The following is a 20,434-nucleotide window of genomic DNA, read 5'->3' on the forward strand; positions in this document are numbered from 1 at the left end:
TATGTGGAATGAATTGCTTTTCGCCTTCCAGTCTGTGGCAACGTTACCGAACTTCTTGGCGATGTTTGCCGGGATTTGGGGGGGCGTGATTATTGGCGCCATCCCGGGCATGACCGGGACGATGGCCGTGACCTTGGCACTGCCGTTTACGTTTTATCTGCCGCCGGTGACCAGTCTTTTGCTTTTGGTGGCGCTCTATAAAGGGTCAACCTATGGCGGATCGATTTCCGCCATCCTGATCAAGACGCCCGGCACCGCATCCGCCGCCTGCACCGTTCTTGACGGCTATCCGCTGGCCCGTGCGGGCAAAGGTGGCAAGGCGCTGAACATGGCGCTGATTTCAAGCTGTATCGGCGACTTCATTTCGAACATTTCGCTGTTCTTCCTTGCCATGCCTTTGGCGATGTTTGCGCTGCGCGTTGGTCCGCCGGAATTCTTTATGCTGATGGCGTTTTCACTGACCATTGTGGCGAGTATTTCCGGCCGTTCGCTGGTTTTGGGCATCATTGCGGCCTGCCTTGGTCTGTTGCTGGCAACCGTTGGCGAGGACATCTATGGGTCTTACCGGTTTGCCCTGTCTGAGGACATGAAATCAGGCCTTGGCATGGTGCCGGTTCTGATTGGCCTGTTTGCCCTACCTGAACTGATCAAAATGATCGTGTTCCGCCCGGAAGACAACAGTCAGGCCATGAAGCTTGGCGATAACCGCCTGACCCTTTCGGAATTCCGTGGATCGATCAAATCGATTTGCCGGGGGTCGGTCATCGGCGTGATCCTTGGCGCCATTCCGGGCATTGGCCCGTCAACGGCGGCCTTTTTCTCCTATAGCGAAGCGCGCCGGACATCGAAAAACGGTGACAAGTTTGGCGAAGGCGAACTGGAAGGCATCGCCGCATCAGAATCGGCCAATAACGGTGCCTGTGGTGCGACCATGATCCCGCTTCTGGCCCTTGGTGTGCCGGGCGATGTGATCACGGGTGTGATGCTGGGTGCGTTCATGATCCACGGCCTGACCCCCGGCCCGCTTTTGTTCCAGAACAACCTTGGCGAGGTTTATTCGCTGTTTATCGGCATGCTGTTTAGTTCGCTGTTCCTGTTTATCGCAGGCAAGCTGACGGCAGGTGCCTTTACCAAAATTTCGCGCATTCCCCAGACCCTTTTGCTGCCGTGCATTTTGATCCTGTGCGTCTATGGCATCTATTCCATCGGGGCCAGCCCGTTTGACGTCACGGTTCTGCTGGTGATGGGGGTTGTCGGCTTTGCCATGATGTTGCTGAACATTCCGGCCGCCCCGTTCCTGATCGCCTTTATCCTTGGCCCGATGTTTGAAGACAATATGCGCCGGTCGCTTGCGATTTCGCGCGGTGATCTTGGTGTCTTCTTCCAGTCCTGGATTTCATGGGGCTTCTTCATCCTGACCATTCTGTTTGTCACTTTGACCATTCGTCGCGAATGGAAGAAATGGCGTGACCGTCGCGCATCGGCGCAGTCGGCTTCCTGATCCGAGAAACGAGAAACATAAAATGAGCAAACCCAATATGTCCCGCCTCCATCATGCCATTGATCTGCTTGGCAAGCTGGTGGCGTTTGACACCACCAGCAAAAACTCGAATCTCGGTCTGATCCATTTTGTTCGCGACTATCTCGCACATTATGGCATCGAAAGTACCCTGTTTTATGATGAAACCGGTGAAAAGGCCAACCTGCTTGCCACCATCGGGCCGAAAGGCGTTCCGGGCATTGCCCTTTCGGGGCATACCGATGTCGTGCCCGCGCTGGAAAACAGCTGGATCAGCCCGGCGTTTGAACTGACCGAGCGTGACGGCAAACTGTTTGGTCGCGGATCGGCCGACATGAAGGGTTTTTCGGCCTGTGCGCTGGCGATGATCCCCGAACTGGTCAAACGCGACCTTACGATCCCGATCCATCTTTGCCTGTCCTATGACGAGGAAGTTGGCTGCATCGGGGTTGGATCAATGGTCGATCATTTGGCCGCCATGGACACCCCGCCGCGTATTGCCGTGATTGGTGAGCCGACCGACATGAAGGTGATTAATGGTCAAAAGGGCAAATATTCCATGCGCGTGACCGTGACCGGGACAGCCGGGCACAGCTCGTTCGCGCCCAACCATGTCAATGCCATCGAATATGCCAGCCGGGCAATCAGCATGATCGCGGAAAAAGCCCGTGATTTTGAAGAAAACGGTCCGTTTGACGATGATTTCACCGTCCCGCACAGCACCATGCTGACCACAACAATTGGCGGCGGCACGGCCACCAATGTGACGCCCGATCATTGCGAATTCACCTTTGAAATCCGCCACCTGCCCGAACATGACGCCGAAGCGGTGATTGCCGACATCCAGCAAGCCATCATGGAAACGCTGGACGTCGAAATGAAGGCCAAGGAACCGGAAACCGGATTTGCATGGGAAAAGATCTTTTCCTATCCGGGGATGGGTGATTGCACCGATGCACCGGGCTTTGAGCTGGTCAGCAACATCATCCCCGATATTTCGGGCAAGGTGTCTTATGGCTCCGAAGGCGGTGTGTTTGAAAAGCAGGGCAACATCCCATCCATCATTTGCGGTCCGGGCAGCATCAAGCAGGCCCACAAGCCCAATGAATTTATCGAGATTTCGCAGATCGAGGAATGTCTGGACTTCCTCGAAGCGCTCACAGATCAGGCCGTCGCGGCCTGATGCCCTCGCCATGGGACAGGGTCATATCCCTGTCCCAATCGGGTGCGGCGCATCAGGGGTGATCCACCCTCTTCCCTGAGTAAATGCGCGCCCCGACAGGTGAGAACTCCCTGGCTGCATCACCCCCAATTTGGTGCAGCCAAAGCAAACCAAACTTAGACCGGTTCGTGAAAACGATGCCGGTCTTTTTTTGCTTTTAGCGGAAAGAGGGAGAAATAAATCGCCCCTTTTTCTCAATAATATTAAAATATTGATACTACTATTAACTATCGCAAAATCACCCTGGTCTTGTTGAAATATAGAAACCACCACCGAAGTAATTGTTAGCAATTGCAATGGCTAAAATAATTAGCCCTCCCAAAGCAAACTTGAATATAGTCTTTAAAGTTTTCTTCTTATCGTCATTCAGTTGCATAAATAACGACCTTTCCCTCAAGCTCTCATCCCGGTACCGCAACATCGGCCCTAGAACATATTCAAGCAAATGACGCTCACCGGTACAGACAAGAAAAAAGGGAACAGCCCTCTTTTACAATTTTCTTTTGCCGCATATGCAACTTAAACCACATCGCCATTTCTCCTTAATCAAGTTGAAATTTTAGACGATTAAAGATCAGTCGAAAAATTACTGAAGATAAAATTTGAACAAAAATTGCTAACAGCAAGAATTTAAAAGTATACCAAGAAATCATAAACCCAAAAGCTGCAAACACCAGAACCACAAGAACCACGTCTATTGCCGCAATACTCATTAAGCTTTCTGTAAATACCTTAAATAAAATCAAGTAATACAACAAAGATACTACAAAAAAAATCATTCCAAAAAATACACCAGCCCCAAAACTCCCAACTCCAATGTAAAAGTAGAAGCAAATCAATAAACTCAATGGGACTGACTTTATAATATGGAAAAAATAAGCTCTCATCTTTCCCTCAAACTCTCATCCCGATGCCGCAACATCGGTACTAGAACATATTCCAGCAAGCGACGCTCACCCGTCAGGGTATCGACCGTGACCGCAATCCTAGCTTGTAACGATGCCGGTCTTTTTTGCGTTTGTACAGATTGACCATAAAACAACAGGCACCCGATTGGATGCCTGTTGTGTGCTACATCAATACGTGGTTCGCCATGCAGCTTACTGCTTCTCATTGCCCGAACTATATCCGGCGGTGAAATCACGCCAGCTGTCATCTTCGCCCATTTTTTTTCGACCGGGCCAAGGCGGCCTTGCCAAGGGAGCGGACCGGCAGGGCTTGGTACTCATGGAGCATGAAATCACGAAAGGAAAAGGGTACAACCCCTCTTTTCTGGGATATAAAATAATCTAAATATGGCTTGAGGTGGAGTACTAAAGCAATAAACAGGCCCGATTTTCAATCAATTTATTAGCGATTATCATCTATTTTCGTATCAGAAAGGGAATTCAAAAAATAAAATGCTTTGTTAATATTTTCAAAAATAACTTCATTTCCAGATTTGTATCTGGATAAATCTTCTATCGTTTTTTCATATAAATCGTAATTAATTGAATTTCTTTTCACAGCGTCTTCAATATGCCAACATATTTCTAATTCTTTACAGTAAGCGACACCAATATATCCAAGCCCAAAATCTTTCTTCATTACTGCATTTATATACATACGGTGTAAAAGAAACTGACTTTGATTATCGCCGTCATACGCTCCCGAATTATATGCAAATTTGAAAAATCCAATATGAAGATCCCAATAAGTATTATTGTCATCACGATTTACAATAAATAAATCTGAATTCATTCCATTATAAGAAAAACTAAACTTACATATTTGGGCGCTGCATTCAGAATATGTTAATTCTGCCATGTTGCCCTTGGTTTGTTTTTTAAAATTAAAGACGTAATAAATACCACGAAATTTATTACTGATCGAAAACTCACTGGGCGTAAAAACAGGGATTCTTCCATCCGACCATTTTGCGAAACTTGTTTGCGTTCCTCCGCCTATGATCAACACAGATACAAGAATAGCGGTTAGAAAAGTTCTGATTCTAAAAGCAATTAACTTCATTAGCCGCCCTTCCAACTCTCATCCCGATACCGCAACATTAGGAAAAGGGAACAGTCACCTTTTCCTCATTTTCTTTTAGCGGAAAGAGGAAAAAATAAATCTGCCTCCCCTTTTTGGTCCAGTCCGAATCTATAACCCCTTGAAATAGAGATAGATTCCCGCCTTCGCGGCAATGACGGGCGGGTTAGATACGAGACCGCTCACAGACAGCCCCAAGAAGGCCGCCTGTGAGTCGATATCCGCGATAAAGGTGCAAAAACTTTGCACCCAATTATTGCTTTTCATTGCCCGAGCTGTAACCGGCGGTGAAATCGCGCCAGCTGTCATCTTCGCCCATTTTTTTCGAGCGGGCCAAGGCGGCTTTGCCAAGGGAGCGGACCGGCAGGTTTTGATGGGCATGCAGCATGAAGTCGTGCCAGAGCTTGGCGGGGAGATCACCGCCAGTAACTTCGTCCATCGGACTGCCATCATCATTGCCCATCCAGACACCGGCCACCAATTCCGCAGTATATCCGATGAACCACGCATCGCGATAATCCGATGTTGTGCCCGTTTTCCCGGCAGCGGGCCGGTCAATAATCGCGTTGCGGCCCGTGCCCTTGGCAATGACAGAGGCCAGCATATTGTTCATTTCACCAGCATGCAGCGGGTTCATCAAGCGCGACGGGAAATCATCGGTGCGTTGATATAAGACCTCGCCGCTGCGTCCGGTGATTTTGCTGACGGCGTGCGGGAACACCGAAAAACCGCCATTGGCGACGATGGCATAGGCGCCAGTAAGTTCCAGCATCGAAACTTCGCTGGTGCCAAGGGCAAGGCTCGGTTCTCTGTTTAAGGTTGAGGACACGCCCATATCGCGTGCCTTCTGGATGACCTTGTCCAAGCCAACTTCCATGGCAAGCTGCACCGCAATCGAGTTGTTCGAGGTCGCAAGCGCATCACGAATGGACATGGTGCCGTGGTGTTTGCGATCAAAGTTACGCGGTTCCCAGCCATTGATCGAAATTTCGATATCGCGCATCCAGTCGTTCGAGCCCAAACCGTTGTCTAGCCCGGCCAGATAGGTAAAGAGCTTGAACACCGATCCGGGTTGACGGCGGGCTTGCGTCACACGGTTATACTGACTTTCGAAATAGTCCCGTCCGCCAACAAGCGCACGCACCGCCCCATCAGGGGTCATTGCCAGAAGGGCGGCCTGACCGACGCGTTTTTGCACCGCACCGGGGCTTGTAAGCGCACGTTCAAGGTTGAATTCGGCAACTTCCTGAAGACGGGAATCAAGCGTGGTGTGGACCTGAAGGTCCTGATCGACATAGCCGACATAATCGCGCACACGATCAAGAACCCAGTCGGAGAAATAGCGCACACCCGGTCCTGTATTTGCCTTGCGCGCGGTGCGCACACGGGTTTGTTTGGCCCGGTCTGCACGCGCCTTGTTCAGCGCCCCGGTCGACACCAAGGCATCAAGAACAAGATTGGCGCGCTCCGCCGCCTGAACCGGATCAACCATCGGATTGTAGCGACTTGGTGCCTTGGGCAATCCGGCCAGAACAGCCGCTTCATAGAGGTTCAAACGCCGTGGATCGGTGCCAAAGTAGTGGCGCGCGGCCGCATCAATCCCGTACAGGCCTGATCCGAAATAGATCCGGTTAAGATACAGCGACAGGATTTGCTGTTTGTCGAATTTGAATTCAAGCCAGAGCGCCAGAAGGACTTCTTCGATCTTACGACCAAAACTGCGTTCGGGGGACAGAAACAGGTTTTTGGCGAGCTGCTGGGTAATTGTGCTGCCGCCTTCGGTAATCCGGCCTGCTGTCAGGTTGGCCCAGGTTGCGCGCAAAATACCGATGATGTCGATGCCAAAATGATCATAAAACCGGCGGTCTTCGATGGAAACGAACGCCTGGCCGACATAATCGGGCAGATCACGTACTTCGACCGGATTGCCATACCGGTTGCCATAGGTGGCAAGTGTTGCGCCATCAATACTGATGATCCGGATCGATGGTTTGCGTTCGCTGGCGACATCAAAACTGACTTTGTCGGGCAGCCCGTATCCGTAATAGGCAACGACACCACCGCCAAGCACCATGACCCAGATGCTGCCAAGGACGATGAAACGTGCAATGGCCTCTGGCCCGGGGATCAAATCGCCCATGCGCGAAAATAAACTGCCTTTGCGCTTTCCTGCGCTGCTGACGCGTTTTTTCGTTTTGGATCCCTTGGCGGCCGCGCCCTTGCGGACGCTTTGCCGTCTTTTAAATTCTCTTTGGGCCACAAATGCACCTTTTGGTCAGATACGGGCGCACGGCTTTTCGACCTGTCTGGCACGAACCCAATTATGATCCATGGCGATCAGACAGACGACATCACCGCGTCAACCGGCGTTTTTTATATTGTTATGCCCCAACCGAGGAGGGAGTCCCCCGTCTCCCCGTTATGCGACGATTTTATCAGTTATTGCCGTTCAAGTCGCGCTTCCACAGATCGTTCACCCCGTCATTTTCCCGACGTCGCTGCGATGATGCACGGATCATTGAACGGATAGCCAGTCCATCATGCGCATCAAGCATAAATAACCGCCACAAAGACGCAAGCTCTACATCCCCGCGCACGGCCATTCTACTGTTATCGTCATTGCCGGCCCAGACCACCGTGGTCAGATCAGACGTAAACCCGACATACCACGCATCCGAACCGCCACCAGAAACAGTGCCATACCCGGCAAACGGCCGGTCCAGCCTTACTTGCGGATCGGTCACACTGGCGTAAAGCACATATGATCCCTGAATGGCCTCGTCGGTTAGTCTTTTTTCCTGAACCAGATCTTCGCGCTGATACAGCGCGGCTTCGTCAGTCCCGCTATACGACACGCGGTTGATCACCGTCATTTGAGCCGGTTTGCCGGAATTTTGCGGCAATGTGTGAATGGCGGCAATTTCGCCCATCGTTACCGGATCAAGGCCGACCACAGTTCGAATATCTGTTGAAAGCGGACTTTTGACACCAATCGCATGGATGTAATCGCGCACATCAAGCAAGCCGTAGTGATCGGCAAGGGTTGTTGGCACGGTATTGACATCACGGACGAAAGCTTCGCGCAGTGAAATCTGCCCCATATATTCGTGATCAGGATTGATCGGCCGCCACCCGGCAACCGCCATGCGATTGTCCCGAACCCATTGGGCCGGATCACTGTTTTGGTTTAGCGCATAGTAATAGGTGGCGATTTTAATCATCCGGCCGGGCAAATGCCGCACGTCGGTTGCCCGGTTGCGCTGAAACGGGCTGTAATTGGCCCCACCGATGATCGCGCGAATACGCCCATCCGGGCTGATGGAAATAAGGGCGGTTTGATTGGCACCCTTGGGTTTGATGCGAATCTCGGAAACCTCGCGCACGACATCCTGAGCGAGCTTTTGCACCTTAAGATCAATGCTGGTGACAACATCGATATCGCGGCTGCTGTATCCGACAATATCGGCGACTTCTTCAAGAACCATGTCGACCAGATAGCCCGAGACAACATGTTCTTCGTATTGAACATCGAGCTTTGGCTCAAGCAATGTCAGGGCGGAAACCCGATCCTTCTCGATGAATTTGTACTGACCCAGTTTTGCCAGAATATCGTTGGCTTCCGCGGCGGTTTCACTGGAATGCAAAAGCGGATCAAACTTGACAGGATCGCTCATGGCAGCAGCCAGAACGGCGGCCTGATGCAGGGTTATGCGCTCTGCCGGGCCGCCGTACCAAAGGCGTGATGCCGCGGTAATGCCAAAAATGCCCCGTCCGATATAGCTGCGTTCAAGGTAGCTGCGCAGGATGGTCTTTTTGCTGAATTTCATTTCCAGCCAAAGTGCGACGAGGAATTCCTGAAAATGGCGTCCCGCACTGTTGGCTTTGGTCTTAAAGAAGGTTCGCGCAACCTTCATCGTGATGGTCGACCCCGATCCTGGATCACCGCTAAAGATCCGGGCGAAATCACGGCCCGAAACGCCCATATGATTAAAGAAGTTCGGATCGGTTGCCGCGACAAAGACGTTTTGCACCCGTTCGGGGATGGTTGTCAGCGAGACATCCTGACTGTAGCGCCCCTCGACGGTTTCCAGCAACGCCCCGTCATAGCCCAGAATACGGACTTGCGGGCTGCGGATCATGTTGCGGCTAAGATCGAGGTTGGACTGAATGGAATACATCATGCCAAACAGCGATCCCACGACCAGCGTCAGGCAGAACCCGATTGTGATCATGCGCCGACGCCGCATGCGCCGCCGTATGATCCGCATTTCGCGTTCGGCTATTTTCTGCATTGCGGAATTGGCTGCTGATTGCCCACCGCCTGTATGGTCTTCGTCTTCCTCGGCCACGCCAAAATTCCGTAAATTGCCCGTATTTTATATTGTTCCCCAACAGTAAAGCGACAAGCTGTTAAGAAAATACTTTAACCATGACAATTAACCATACAAACGTATCGAAAATCGTCGTCACCCCCTCCCAAAGATGACCGATTGCGGCGCGATCAACGGATTTCTCTTGCCAGATTGGCGCACAATCCCCGATAAGATCAGCAGGGCAGGCGATGGCGTCGCCAGTGCAAAATGCGCGCCCGATATCACTCATACACATCCTGAACGCCGGGATCTTGCTTTGTCGTTGTCAAGACAGGGGGAGGTCACATCCCCTTTGAGGCAACGCCGATAAGGAGATTTTGCGAATGGATCGTCCAGAATTTTACCGTTTCCATCAAGGTGACCGCATCCTGCCGTTTGCGGCATCAGAATATGAGGCGCGCCTTGCCAAATTGCGCACCATCATGGCCGCGTGCGGTGTTGACGCCTGCGTTTTCACCTCGATGCATAACATTGCCTATTATTCCGGCTTTTTGTATTGCGCGTTTGGGCGGCCTTATGCGCTGGTCGTCACACCAACCGACAATGTCACGATCAGTGCGGGCATTGATGCGGCCCAACCGTGGCGCCGGTGCCATGGCGATAACATTACCTATACCGACTGGCAGCGGAATAATTACTGGCGCGCGGTTCGGTCTGTTACCGGGACTGGCAAGGTGATTGGCTTTGAAGGTGATCATCTTAGCCTTGCGCAAAAGGCGTTGCTTGATGAGTTCCTTAACCCCGCCCGCAGTCGGGACATCACCGCCGACACCATGCGTCAGCGCATGCATAAATCACCCGCCGAAATCGCCCTGATCCGAAGCGGGGCACAGGTGGCCGATGTGGGGGGCTATGCCATTCGCGATGCCATCAAGGAAGGTGTGCGCGAGATTGATGTGGCCATGGCCGGGCGCGATGCGATGGAACTTGAGATCGCCAAACGGTTCCCCGATGCGGAATATCGCGATACGTGGGTGTGGTTCCAGTCGGGCATCAATACCGATGGTGCGCACAATCCCGTCACGGCGCGCAAACTCCAGCGTGGCGATATCCTGTCGCTGAATACCTTTCCGATGATTTCGGGTTATTACACCGCCCTTGAGCGAACCCTGTTCGTCGGAGAGGTCGATGACGCCAGCCTGAAAATCTGGCAGGCCAATGTCGGGGCGCATGAATATGGCATGAGCCTACTTAAACCCGGTGCGTCCTGTGCGGCGGTGACGGAAAAGATCAACGCCTTTTTCGCGGAACGCGACCTTTTGCAATACCGCACCTTTGGCTATGGGCACAGCTTTGGCGTTCTGTCGCATTATTATGGCCGCGAAGCCGGGCTTGAGCTGCGCGAGGATATCGACACGGTGCTCGAACCGGGCATGGTGATCAGTATGGAACCGATGCTGACCATTGCTGACGGGCAACCGGGTGCAGGTGGATATCGCGAGCATGATATTCTTGTCATCACAGAGGATAGCAATGAAAACATCACCGGGTATCCCTATGGCCCGGATTTCAACGTGGTCGGTTAGGCCCAATTATTGTCATCAGACACGAAAAAAGCGTCACAAAATATTCAAGGTTCGGTTCGCGATATCGTTGAATCGAACCTTAAAGCCCCCTCACAAAGTGGCGGTCTTTGCTGTACGCGCTTGATCAGATCAATGCCGTTTGCGTGCTGTTCGAGCGCCCGCGCACCCACAATTCATAGCCGCCCTCGAGGATGTTTTTGGCCATGCCATGCCCCATAAGACCAAGGCCGATAAAGCCGATAACCGGTTTATTACGCATATGATCTCTCCTTTATTTCTTATGGAACTTTACGCGACGGCAACCCGTAACCCCGCCCGGATCGTATCAGTATGCCCGTTCACAAATGGCAATTCCGCGTTCCACCGATTTTCACGCCACGCCCCGTTAATCCTTTAAAATAAATGATAAAGATGGGTGCATTTACATCTGGAGAAAGCGAAGAGTGCCCGAGGGAGGTCAGGCACTCTTCTTTAAGATGTTCGTATTTCATTCCTGCGCGACTTCAACCCGGTTCGGGAATTTGGATCGCCGGGTTTTTGCGCAAGAAACAAACATCTCATGGGGTCGCGGCCGCACTGTTGACGTGAATGGCATAAACACTTGTTGTTGCGGTAATCAGCAACTCGTTGCCACGTGGGCCACCAAAGCTCAGATTTGATACGGTTTCAGGAACCAATATCTTACCAAGCAGTTCACCGCCCGCATCAAAGCAGTGCACGCCATCTGCTGCGGAGGACCAAACATTTCCATGACAATCGACACGAAACCCGTCCGGTATACCCTTATCAATCGTTGTAAAAACACGACCATTTTCAAGCATGCTGTTGGCATCGACATCGTAAACACGGATGACCGACGGCACGCTGTCATCATGACTTGATCCTGATTCAGCAACGTAAAGCAGCTTCTCATCTTGCGAAAACGCTAGGCCGTTTGGCTGGGTAAACTCCGTTGTGGCCTGCCATAGTTCGCCCGTTTCAGGGTCAAGACGGAAAACGTTGCGATGGCTTTGTTCAGGTCTGGATTTATGGCCCTCGTAATCAGAGAGAATGCCGTATGTCGGATCGGTAAACCAAATCGACCCGTCAGATTTGACCACCACGTCATTTGGTGCGTTGAGCGGCTTACCGTCAAACTGATCTGCCAGCGTGGTGATTTTACCATCATGTTCGGTCCGGGTGACGGATCGCGTCCCATGCTGGCAGGTGATCAGACGCCCTTGCCGATCCTGGGTATTGCCGTTGGCAAAGTTTGAATTGTCGCGGAAAACATTGACGCTACCGTCACACATCCAGCGATAAATTTTCTGATTGGGAATATCGGAAAACAACAGGCACTGATGTGCTGCGAACCACACAGGTCCTTCGGCCCAGAGGTGCCCGGTCGAAATCCGGCGCAACGCGACATTTGCCAGAACAAGATCACAAAAGCGCCGATCGATAATTTCATATGGCCCATTCATACCCGACGCCCCCGCTTACTGGCCAGTACGACCACAGACACAATAATCAACCCGGTCAGCATCAAGCGAACCCCCGCACCAAGCCCATAGGAATTGAGCATCGATACAATCAAAAACATGAACAATGCTGCCGCCCAGATGCCCGGAACATTTGAATTCCCCCCGGCAATCGACGACCCGCCAATGACAACCACGGCAATCGACATCAGCATATATTCCGTTCCCATGTTCAGGTTCGCCCCGCCAGAGAAACTGGCCAGCATGAACCCGGCCACACCCGCCAGAACGGCACAGCTCACATAGACCCCGAAGCGCACGGCATTGACCGGCACACCACCAAGGCGTGCTGCACGTTTGTTTTGCCCGGTTGCCAGTATCCACCGCCCTGCTATCGCCTTTTCCAGAACGCACCAGGCCAGAACAGACACCAGCAACGCAACCCATGCAGCATTGGGAATGCCAAACGTCCCACCGGTTGAAAAATCGGCAAGAACTTCTGGCGGTTTGATCCGCAAACCACGGTTTGACCAGATCGCCAGTGACTGGAACAGGAAGGACGACGACAATGTTGCAATGATCGGCGGAATACGCAGCAACATGATCAGGGAAAAGTTAAACAGCCCGCATCCCAGACCGACCCCGATTGCAATCGCAAGGCCCGGAACAACCAGCGACCCATCTGTTGCCATGAACTTCAACGATAAGGTCGCAGCAAGGGTCATGCTTGCCGGGATCGAAAGATCCACATTGCCCGGCCCAAGTGTCACAACAAACATTTGCCCGACGCCAACAATGACGGCAAAGGAAGCAAAGGTGAATGCGGCATAAAGCAAAGCCCCCGCCCCGCCGCTGCTTGAAACAACCATCAGCGTTGCAATATAGGTCGCCCCTGCCGCGATATAGGCCCAGATCCAGGCTTTTCGCGACACCATACTCAGCAGGTAACGCGCACCGCGCTTTTGATGCTGTGTCTCGTCATTTTTGTTCAACATGCTCATATCAGTGCCTCCCGCCGGGTAAAGACAAGACGCACAGCCAAAACGATGATCAGGATTGCTCCCTGCGCACCGATTTGCCAATCGGGCGAAAGATGCAGGAATGACAGGAAACTGGCCGCCAATGTAAGGGTAAGGGCACCGATAACCGCCCCAACAGGCGATACCCGCCCGCCGGTGAACTCACCACCGCCCAAAATCACACCGGCAATCGATAGCAGCGTGTAACGCAATGCAATATTGGCGTCCGCCGATGTCGCAAGGCCGACAAGCGCCATGCCCGACAACACACAGAAAAGTGCCGCCACGCCGTAAGCAAATGCCTTAAGCCCCATAACCGACCAGCCGGAGCGTTCAATCGCCTGTTCATTTCCGCCAACGCCGCGCAACAAAACACCCAGTGCCGAACGTTTGACGAAGTAATGCATGATCGCCGCAATCACGATCGGCGCAATGATTGCCACAGGCAGGAATGGCGTCTTTGCCGTCATGAGTGCGCGTAACCAATCGGGTGCCGATCCCCCCGGGGACGGCAGAACAAGAACGGCCATGCCCGACCAGAAAAACGACATGCCAAGTGTCACAACGATTGCTGGCAAGCCGCGCGCATAGATGATGGCGCCCATCGCGGCATAGACAAGGATCGCGCCAAACAGGATCGCGTAGCCGACCACGGGGTCGGTTTGAACGAAGGTCGCCGTGATACAGGCGCAGAAACTGACAAACGTGCCGATGGACAAATCAATGTCATTGACCATCAGGATCATCATTTGAGCAATCGTTGCCAAAACAACCGGAACAGCGAGATTAAAAAGAAGATTAAGCCCGAAATAGCTCATGGCGCGTGGCTGCATATAGAAAACGGCTGCCAACAGAATTGCCAGCGACAAGACCGGTAATAGAATGCGCAAATGATCGCGGCTCATTGACCGGCCTCCTGCATTTCAAACGATGCGCGCAGCATGTTTTCTTCTGTGATTTGATCGCCTTGCAGTTCGGCGGCAATTTCGCTGTCACGAAAAACAAAAACGCGATCACATTCGAGAATTTCGTCGGTTTCGGTCGAATACCACAGGAATGTCCGTCCTTTTTCAGCTTCGGCACGAATCATGCGGTAAACTTCCTTCTTGGTACCAACATCAACACCACGCATTGGGTCATCCATGACGACAATCGGGGCCGATGAAGCCAACGCCCTGGAAAACAGTACTTTTTGCTGATTACCGCCAGACAGGGACAAAATCGGATTTTCAAGATCATCTGTTTTTATGCCGATCTTACGGTGCCATTCGTCGGCAACTTTCCGTTCCGCTTTGCGGTCGACAAGGAACGTTCGACTGAACTCGACCAACGTTTGCAAACTCAGGTTTCGCATGATCGACCACAGGGGCATGACACCATCGCGGCTTCTGTCGCCGGCAACAAAGACGACGGCGGGATCACGTGACGCAGACCAGTCCGATGTGCGGGCCAAGAAACACTGCGCCAAAGCTTCTGCCTGTCCGTGACCGGCCAGTCCGGCCAGTCCAACCACTTCGCCCTGACGTGCATTCAGACCGTTTTCCATGCGCAGAACTTCCGGTCCGAATTCCTGTCGTCTTTTGGCTCCGGTAACTTCTGCTGTGTCTGGCACGACATGGCCCATCGCATCGACAAGGCCATCGCGGGTAAAATGCCGCGCGTCGTTGTCTTGGGTGATGAAACCGTCTTTCATCACAACAATGCGGCTGGCGACATCAAAGATTTCACCCATCATGTGGGAGATAAAAATGATGGATCCGCCGTCGGCACAGAACTTCTTGATATAGGCAAGCAACTGATCGGCAATCGCACCATCAAGGGACGATGTCGGCTCATCAAGGATCACCAGCCGCGCGTCGATATCGCGCCTCGAAAATGCAATGGCAATTTCCACCATCTGGCGGTCGGCAATCGGCAAGTCGTCAACCACGCTATACGGATCAATCGCGTTTCCCGGAAAAACCGCATCCAGCGATGCCCGTACGGCAGACGCAGCATTTCGCCGCCAGGCCCGCCTCGGCATGTTGCGGTAGGGAATGCGATAGTTCTCCAGAACGGTGAGGTTTGGACAGAGCGAGAGTTCCTGAAACACACTGCGTATTCCGGCATTTCTGGCCAGCAGGGCATTGCGAAAATCTGCCGCACTTTGCTCGCCGTCATAACTGACGTCGCCGCGCGTTGACGATAAACGGCCATTAATGACGTTTACCAGTGTCGATTTACCCGCACCGTTATGACCGACCACCCCAACGCATTCGCCCGGCAGGATGGTCAATTCAACATCGTTGAGGGCCTTAACCGCGCCAAAGGATACCCCGACATCGGCAAGAGTAATGATCGGCACCTTTTGGGTGCCGATCATTTTCTGGTTTTCCACCATGATCCTATCGCCTTACTTCGCCGATTCAATCAGGCTTTTCGCGTCATCGAGCGAGTATTCCACATTGGCAACCGAGCCAACCGGCGTTTCGGCAAGAATCTCTTCGAGCGTGTCCTGATCGACGCGCAGGAATGGCACGGTCAGATCTTTGGGGACTTCTTTACCATCAAGAACCTGTTGAGCAACCCAGAACGCCAGCGTACTGACACCCGGCGCAATGGAAAGAGATGTGGTTTCATACCCATTTTCATCTTTCTGTTCCTTCCACCAGTCAAGTTCATCACGACGGTTGCCCATAACGATGGTCGGGGTCGGACGGTCTGCTGCGGCAAACGCCTGAGCCGCACCGTATCCGTCGCCACCCTGCGTTACGACAGCCTTGATTTCCGGAAGGCTGGGCAAAATACCGGCAACGGCCTTCTGCGCGACATCCTGAGCCCAGTCACCATGCACGGACCCAACAATCTTGAATTCGGTGTTGGCAACTTCTTCGTGAATACCAGCACTGATTTCATCATCAACAAACACCCCGGCAAGCCCACGGATTTCAAGAAGATTGCCGCCTTCCGGGTAGCGTTCTGCGAGATACTTGACCTGATCGCGACCCATTTGTTTGAAGTCGACCGCAATACGCCATGCACATGGTTCGGTCACGATGCCGTCAAAGGACACAACCGTAATACCAGCATCACAGGCCTCTTTGACCGCACCATTGATTGCGGTTGGCGATGCAGCGTTTACGACAATTGCGTCATACCCCTGCAAAATCATGTTCTGAATCTGGGCTGCCTGTTCAGTCGCCTGATTTTCCGATGTGGTGAAGGCATCAGCCGCGGCAACGTGACCATCTTCGATTGCCATGTAGGCAACCTTTCCCCAGCTTTCAAGCATGGCTTGACGCCAAGAGTTACCGGCGTAGTTATTTGAAAGTGCTATCTTTTTTTCAGAAGTGTCGGCCATTGCTTGACCAGAGACCAACACAAAGGTCCCGGCAACTGCGCCGAGAAGCATTGACTTGAGTTTCATTTTTCCTCCCTGACGTGACTGCGCCACGTCGTGACTTGAACTAGCCGTTTTGAACGACATTTGATTTGTCTTATCATTAGTAAGGCGATTTTCGATTATTGCATTTAAACCGTAAAGAGCACTCGCCGCACCAATGCTGCGGGACCACCCCCCTATATTGCGGGTTCCCGCAAGACAGTCCTGCCCTATCGCAATATGATGATTGACGGAGGAAATATTCATGTCGGATCTTGCCCATTATCTGCGCATTTCCAATCTTCTTGCAGGCAATCTAAATATCCACACCGCATTGGGGTCCGTGAAAGCCGAAATCGACAAGATTATTGAATTTGATCATCTGGATATCTGCTTAACGGATACCGACAAGACGTGGAATACGTCCTATGAAGTCGGTCTCCAAACAACCTGGAGCACCTCCAGAACGTTGGTAAGGCAGTCGCCGGTGCGTGATATTCTTTTGGGAAAAACCGATCACCTTCTGACGGGCAATGCTCTTAATGATCCGCGGTATGTTTTCCCCGGTGCGGAAAGTGCCCCCATCCTGCATCACGAATTTCGCAGCCGGGTCAATGTCGCGATGAAGGTTCTGGGCGAAGTTGTCGGATCGCTTAATTGTTCGTCGAAAAAAGAAAACTTCTATGACGAACGCCATGTCGAGCAGGTCCGCATTCTGGCCGATATGCTAGCACCTTATTTTTATGCGTTGCGGGCCAATGAAAAGGCCAACACAGAAGCGGTATTTCGGGCCCGAATTTTGGCGCGCGAGGAAGGGCTAAGGCTTGGGGCGCTGAGTTTAACCGATGCGCTCGAAGCTGAACGTCAGCGGATCGGAATGGATTTGCATGATCAGACACTGGCCGATCTGACGCGCATAGCCCGCGACATCCGCCCCGGCCTGACAACTGTGCAGCATCATCGCCTGCAGCAGCAGATACAGAACATGATCCAGGACTTACGCGATATCATCGACACATCGATCCCGACAATCCTTGAACTTTTTGGCTTTCAGCATGCGGTACTTACGCATATGGAGCGGGCCGTCAGCCGCGATTGCACGCCACAGTTTGACGTAGAAGACCAGACAGGCGGAAATGTCGACGCATTACCCGAAACCACCCGAATTGCCATTTTCCGGATATGTCAGGAAGCCATCAACAATGCCGTACTCCATTCAGGAGCAACGCATATTTCGGTTGTTGCATCGTGTCAGGATCCGCGCGGAGATTTGAAAATCGAGATTTGCGACAATGGCCAATTCCAGACCAGAACGGGAAAACCCGGCAGTGGTTTCGCCCATATGAAAACCCGCGCGCACCTTATAGGTGCAAAGTTTGAACACAGCACCGAAGATGGGACGCGAATAACCGTAAAGCTGCCTCAAACAGCACAAGAAGCCGAAAGGGCCGAACATGAAGATTTTGCTGGTTGAAGACGACAAGATGCATGCCGATTTCCTAAAGGAAATTGTCGAAAATGCGCTGCCGGAACTCGCGGAAATCCTGATTGCGCGGGATGGTAAAGAAGCAGAAGTCCTTGCACAGCAGTCCGGAACGACGGCCATCGTGATGGATTTGCGCATGAAGGAACATAACGGCATTGATGCCGCCAGAACCATCTGGGCCCGACGCCCGGACACCCGTATTCTTTTTTGGTCGAACTACTCGGACGAGGCCTATTTACGCGGCATTGCCCAGATTGTTCCCAATCAAGCCGCTTATGGGTATGTGCTGAAAACGGCGTCACAGGAAAGAATGCATCTCGCCTTGCGCTCCGTCCTGATTGAGGGACAAATCGTTGTTGACCGCGAAGTGCACCAGATACAGAATCAACAGATGCGGTCACGCAATACCCTGACCGAGTTTGAATATATCATCCTGCTTGATATCGCACTCGGCCTTCCCGACAAGGCAATTGCGACACGGCGAAAGTTGTCGCTGCGCACCGTTCAGAACCGGTTGCTGTCTTTGTACAGCAAACTTGATGTCGAGGCCCTTGATCAAAACCATCAGGACATTGTGCTCAACAAACGCGCGCGTGCCGTTTCCAGCGCCATTGCCAGAAAAATCATCAACCGCGAAGGCTTGGCTGCGGCGGAAAAAGAACTGCGCACATGGCTGACCCAAAGATAACAGACCGATAAATCACGACCGTAAATATCGCCTCACAAGACGGTAAGGCGATACCAGCACGGCTGTTCAATTATTTTTTTTCACCGACAACCAGTTTCCGGTCTTTTGATGCGTCCCGGTCAGCATGCCAGCTGACGCGCAGCGTCAGACTGCTTCGATCCTCATCCTGCGACGCAGATACTCTTAAGTTCAATAGCCCTTCGGGTTCGAGGATGATCTCGTCCCTGTCGTCGCTCAGCACGACTTTTCCCTTGCCCAGTCCGGTCGTGATGGCTTTCAGTATCGCCTTGATCGAATTTGCATCCTGCAGAGAATCGTGGCTGAACTGTTTCTTTATCTTTTTCATCGGTTCGGTTTCCCGCTTTTGTCTTCGGACGTGAGCGCAGAGCTAAGTGCGGTAAGGGTGCGTTTCGGCTCGAAGGCCTTGGCATAGGGAAAATCCGTGCTAATCCCCAGAATATAGCCGTCCGGATGCACCACCGTAACGGCGGCCCCGGAACCGGTCAGCCCCTCTTTATGCCGTGAGTGCTGGTCGATGGTCGAATCGCATTCAAAGTTGATCAGCCCGCGCCGCAGCATGATGCGTTGCCCATCAAGCAGATTGCGATGGCCATGTATGATGGCGTGAATACCGCTATCGTGCAGTTTTTCCACACCTTTTGGGCTTAGTCGGTTATCGATTGAACGGTATTTTGTCCGGATGGTATTGGCGATTGACCCGTAATACAGATCGAACGGTTCCCCGAACATGGCGTCACGAAAGTGCCGGTTAAGCGCCTTTACCCCGTCCGCACGTAAAAGGTCTGCCATCTCGTCGTCGAAACCGGCATGGATGAACATGAAGGAGCCGACGTGATACCCAAGCCGCATCCGCTTAAAAAACCAATTGAATTCACCGTCAGGCTCCAGAAACAATTCACGCCACTTCATCACTGCCCCATAAACGTGACGCATGGAAAGGCCAGCCGCACGGCACGCCGGTTCAAAGCTGCTGAGCTTGTTGCGGATCCGCTTGAGTTCCACCTCGATCTGCTTGGCCGGAAGGTGATCGGCGGCCATTTTGGGGAAGGCGTCAAACCAGTCCGGGGCGGGCAGAAGACAGCGGCGGCACTCCGCCTCGTTGGGGATACCGGCAAGCGCATTTCGGCCGGTCATGTAACTATCCCGGATCTCGGTCAGCAACGGCACCACCTTGGGCCCAAGACGCAGGAAAAAGTGATCGTTGCGATGATCGACGTCCGCCCCAACGGCCCGCATGCCAAGGAGATTCCGCACATCGTGGTTTCCGGCCAGAATACGCACCCGCGCATCTAGCTCAATCAAACGCCGTACCGCACGCAGAAGTTTCAGGTTGTGCGGGCCCTTGTCGAAACAGTCCCCCCCGATGATGAATGTGGCCTGTCGACCAAGTTTGGTCAGGCGGAAATTCATCACGCCTGGCCCGGTACGACGCACCCCGCCCGATGCGACCAATGACGCGACAAACGCCTTTCGATCCGCATGTAAATCAGAGAAAAACAGAACCGGGCGCTTTGGCCAGACCCACAACTTGCGCTTCGTCAGCCGGTCAAGCTCACCCAGCAGCAACTTGCGATCACCATTTTCTTCGCCGAACGATTTATCACCGCCAAAGGTCCAGTCGCGGGCTTCACGGGGAAGTTCAGGGTACAACCACGACGGCCACGGGCCTTTGTATTGCGGCAGCGCGACGTCGATCTGCGGATCTTGGGGTTTGGTCGGTTCTGTCATCGG

Annotated in this window: 17 protein-coding genes; 5 read left to right on the plus strand and 12 right to left on the minus strand. The window is 52.6% G+C overall.

What is annotated here, in order from left to right; all coding sequences use genetic code 11:
- Position 1: 1 nt before the first annotated feature.
- Both K355_RS0120030 and argE read left to right on the plus strand, forming a co-directional pair.
- Complete coding sequence (locus K355_RS0120030; RefSeq protein WP_022733949.1) at positions 2-1,501, plus strand: tripartite tricarboxylate transporter permease; 1,500 nt, start codon at positions 2-4, stop codon at positions 1,499-1,501.
- 22 nt (positions 1,502-1,523) lie between these two features.
- Positions 1,524-2,702: an acetylornithine deacetylase gene (gene argE, locus K355_RS0120035; protein WP_022733950.1), complete on the plus strand. Its 1,179-nt coding sequence runs from the start codon at positions 1,524-1,526 to the stop codon at positions 2,700-2,702.
- Between the two features lie 1,389 nt (positions 2,703-4,091).
- Here the strand turns inward: argE and K355_RS0120050 are convergent.
- The 4 genes from K355_RS0120050 to K355_RS0120065 form a co-directional block, all read right to left on the minus strand.
- Positions 4,092-4,751, minus strand: coding sequence for a hypothetical protein (locus K355_RS0120050; protein WP_022733953.1), 660 nt, complete (start codon positions 4,749-4,751; stop codon positions 4,092-4,094).
- A 271-nt stretch (positions 4,752-5,022) separates the two neighbouring features.
- Entirely contained in the window at positions 5,023-6,909 is a 1,887-nt protein-coding gene (locus K355_RS0120055; RefSeq protein ID WP_245562983.1) for a transglycosylase domain-containing protein, read from the minus strand.
- Between the two features lie 295 nt (positions 6,910-7,204).
- On the minus strand, positions 7,205-9,118 hold the full coding sequence (locus K355_RS0120060; RefSeq protein WP_022733955.1) for a transglycosylase domain-containing protein: 1,914 nt from the start codon (positions 9,116-9,118) through the stop codon (positions 7,205-7,207).
- Positions 9,119-9,179: 61 nt separating this feature from the next.
- Complete coding sequence (locus K355_RS0120065; protein ID WP_022733956.1) at positions 9,180-9,371, minus strand: hypothetical protein; 192 nt, start codon at positions 9,369-9,371, stop codon at positions 9,180-9,182.
- A 94-nt stretch (positions 9,372-9,465) separates the two neighbouring features.
- On the opposite strand from K355_RS0120065, the gene K355_RS0120070 reads away from it, so the two are divergent.
- Positions 9,466-10,668 carry a M24 family metallopeptidase gene (locus K355_RS0120070; protein WP_022733957.1) on the plus strand — a complete coding sequence of 401 codons (1,203 nt, stop codon included), beginning with the start codon at positions 9,466-9,468 and terminating at the stop codon, positions 10,666-10,668.
- 124 nt (positions 10,669-10,792) lie between these two features.
- Here the strand turns inward: K355_RS0120070 and K355_RS25455 are convergent, their stop codons facing one another.
- The 6 genes from K355_RS25455 to K355_RS0120100 form a co-directional block, all read right to left on the minus strand.
- On the minus strand, positions 10,793-10,927 hold the full coding sequence (locus tag K355_RS25455; protein ID WP_022733958.1) for an NAD(P)-binding domain-containing protein: 135 nt from the start codon (positions 10,925-10,927) through the stop codon (positions 10,793-10,795).
- Positions 10,928-11,225: 298 nt separating this feature from the next.
- Complete coding sequence (locus K355_RS0120080; RefSeq protein WP_022733959.1) at positions 11,226-12,131, minus strand: SMP-30/gluconolactonase/LRE family protein; 906 nt, start codon at positions 12,129-12,131, stop codon at positions 11,226-11,228.
- Positions 12,128-13,129: an ABC transporter permease gene (locus K355_RS0120085; protein WP_022733960.1), complete on the minus strand. Its 1,002-nt coding sequence runs from the start codon at positions 13,127-13,129 to the stop codon at positions 12,128-12,130. Before K355_RS0120085 ends, K355_RS0120080 begins: the two co-directional genes overlap by 4 nt.
- Positions 13,126-14,052, minus strand: coding sequence for an ABC transporter permease (locus K355_RS0120090; protein ID WP_022733961.1), 927 nt, complete (start codon positions 14,050-14,052; stop codon positions 13,126-13,128). Before K355_RS0120090 ends, K355_RS0120085 begins: the two co-directional genes overlap by 4 nt.
- Positions 14,049-15,527, minus strand: coding sequence for a sugar ABC transporter ATP-binding protein (locus K355_RS0120095; RefSeq protein ID WP_022733962.1), 1,479 nt, complete (start codon positions 15,525-15,527; stop codon positions 14,049-14,051). The genes K355_RS0120090 and K355_RS0120095 overlap by 4 nt, the downstream gene beginning before the upstream one ends.
- A 12-nt stretch (positions 15,528-15,539) precedes the next feature.
- Positions 15,540-16,553 carry an ABC transporter substrate-binding protein gene (locus K355_RS0120100; RefSeq protein ID WP_022733963.1) on the minus strand — a complete coding sequence of 338 codons (1,014 nt, stop codon included), beginning with the start codon at positions 16,551-16,553 and terminating at the stop codon, positions 15,540-15,542.
- A 220-nt stretch (positions 16,554-16,773) separates the two neighbouring features.
- Between K355_RS0120100 and K355_RS0120105 the strand changes: the two genes are divergently transcribed.
- Both K355_RS0120105 and K355_RS0120110 read left to right on the plus strand, forming a co-directional pair.
- A complete protein-coding gene (locus tag K355_RS0120105) occupies positions 16,774-17,982 on the plus strand; it encodes a GAF domain-containing sensor histidine kinase (RefSeq protein WP_022733964.1) in 1,209 nt (402 codons plus the stop codon).
- Entirely contained in the window at positions 17,963-18,682 is a 720-nt protein-coding gene (locus K355_RS0120110) for a response regulator transcription factor (RefSeq protein ID WP_022733965.1), read from the plus strand. Before K355_RS0120105 ends, K355_RS0120110 begins: the two co-directional genes overlap by 20 nt.
- A gap of 70 nt (positions 18,683-18,752) precedes the next feature.
- Here the strand turns inward: K355_RS0120110 and K355_RS0120115 are convergent, their stop codons facing one another.
- Together K355_RS0120115 and K355_RS24540 are read right to left on the minus strand one after the other, a co-directional pair.
- On the minus strand, positions 18,753-19,028 hold the full coding sequence (locus K355_RS0120115; protein WP_022733966.1) for an amphi-Trp domain-containing protein: 276 nt from the start codon (positions 19,026-19,028) through the stop codon (positions 18,753-18,755).
- Complete coding sequence (locus K355_RS24540) at positions 19,025-20,431, minus strand: metallophosphoesterase (RefSeq protein WP_162142310.1); 1,407 nt, start codon at positions 20,429-20,431, stop codon at positions 19,025-19,027. The genes K355_RS0120115 and K355_RS24540 overlap by 4 nt, the downstream gene beginning before the upstream one ends.
- Positions 20,432-20,434: the final 3 nt, after the last annotated feature.

Origin of the sequence: Thalassospira lucentensis MCCC 1A00383 = DSM 14000 (assembly GCF_000421265.1) — a bacterium.
Lineage (GTDB): Bacteria > Pseudomonadota > Alphaproteobacteria > Rhodospirillales > Thalassospiraceae > Thalassospira > Thalassospira lucentensis.

What these genes read in the sequence shown, in the direction of transcription:
- K355_RS0120110 (WP_022733965.1), top strand. Translation starts at nt 17,963, where the DNA reads ATGAAGATTTTGCTGGTTGAAGACGACAAGATGCATGCCGATTTCCTA.
- K355_RS0120055 (WP_245562983.1), bottom strand. Translation starts at nt 6,909, where the DNA reads ATGGGCGATTTGATCCCCGGGCCAGAGGCCATTGCACGTTTCATCGTC.
- K355_RS0120095 (WP_022733962.1), bottom strand. Translation starts at nt 15,527, where the DNA reads ATGGTGGAAAACCAGAAAATGATCGGCACCCAAAAGGTGCCGATCATT.
- K355_RS0120100 (WP_022733963.1), bottom strand. Translation starts at nt 16,553, where the DNA reads ATGAAACTCAAGTCAATGCTTCTCGGCGCAGTTGCCGGGACCTTTGTG.
- K355_RS24540 (WP_162142310.1), bottom strand. Translation starts at nt 20,431, where the DNA reads ATGACAGAACCGACCAAACCCCAAGATCCGCAGATCGACGTCGCGCTG.
- K355_RS0120065 (WP_022733956.1), bottom strand. Translation starts at nt 9,371, where the DNA reads ATGAGTGATATCGGGCGCGCATTTTGCACTGGCGACGCCATCGCCTGC.
- K355_RS25455 (WP_022733958.1), bottom strand. Translation starts at nt 10,927, where the DNA reads ATGCGTAATAAACCGGTTATCGGCTTTATCGGCCTTGGTCTTATGGGG.
- K355_RS0120090 (WP_022733961.1), bottom strand. Translation starts at nt 14,052, where the DNA reads ATGAGCCGCGATCATTTGCGCATTCTATTACCGGTCTTGTCGCTGGCA.
- K355_RS0120070 (WP_022733957.1), top strand. Translation starts at nt 9,466, where the DNA reads ATGGATCGTCCAGAATTTTACCGTTTCCATCAAGGTGACCGCATCCTG.
- K355_RS0120030 (WP_022733949.1), top strand. Translation starts at nt 2, where the DNA reads ATGTGGAATGAATTGCTTTTCGCCTTCCAGTCTGTGGCAACGTTACCG.
- K355_RS0120105 (WP_022733964.1), top strand. Translation starts at nt 16,774, where the DNA reads ATGTCGGATCTTGCCCATTATCTGCGCATTTCCAATCTTCTTGCAGGC.
- K355_RS0120115 (WP_022733966.1), bottom strand. Translation starts at nt 19,028, where the DNA reads ATGAAAAAGATAAAGAAACAGTTCAGCCACGATTCTCTGCAGGATGCA.
- K355_RS0120080 (WP_022733959.1), bottom strand. Translation starts at nt 12,131, where the DNA reads ATGAATGGGCCATATGAAATTATCGATCGGCGCTTTTGTGATCTTGTT.
- K355_RS0120085 (WP_022733960.1), bottom strand. Translation starts at nt 13,129, where the DNA reads ATGAGCATGTTGAACAAAAATGACGAGACACAGCATCAAAAGCGCGGT.
- argE (WP_022733950.1), top strand. Translation starts at nt 1,524, where the DNA reads ATGAGCAAACCCAATATGTCCCGCCTCCATCATGCCATTGATCTGCTT.
- K355_RS0120050 (WP_022733953.1), bottom strand. Translation starts at nt 4,751, where the DNA reads ATGAAGTTAATTGCTTTTAGAATCAGAACTTTTCTAACCGCTATTCTT.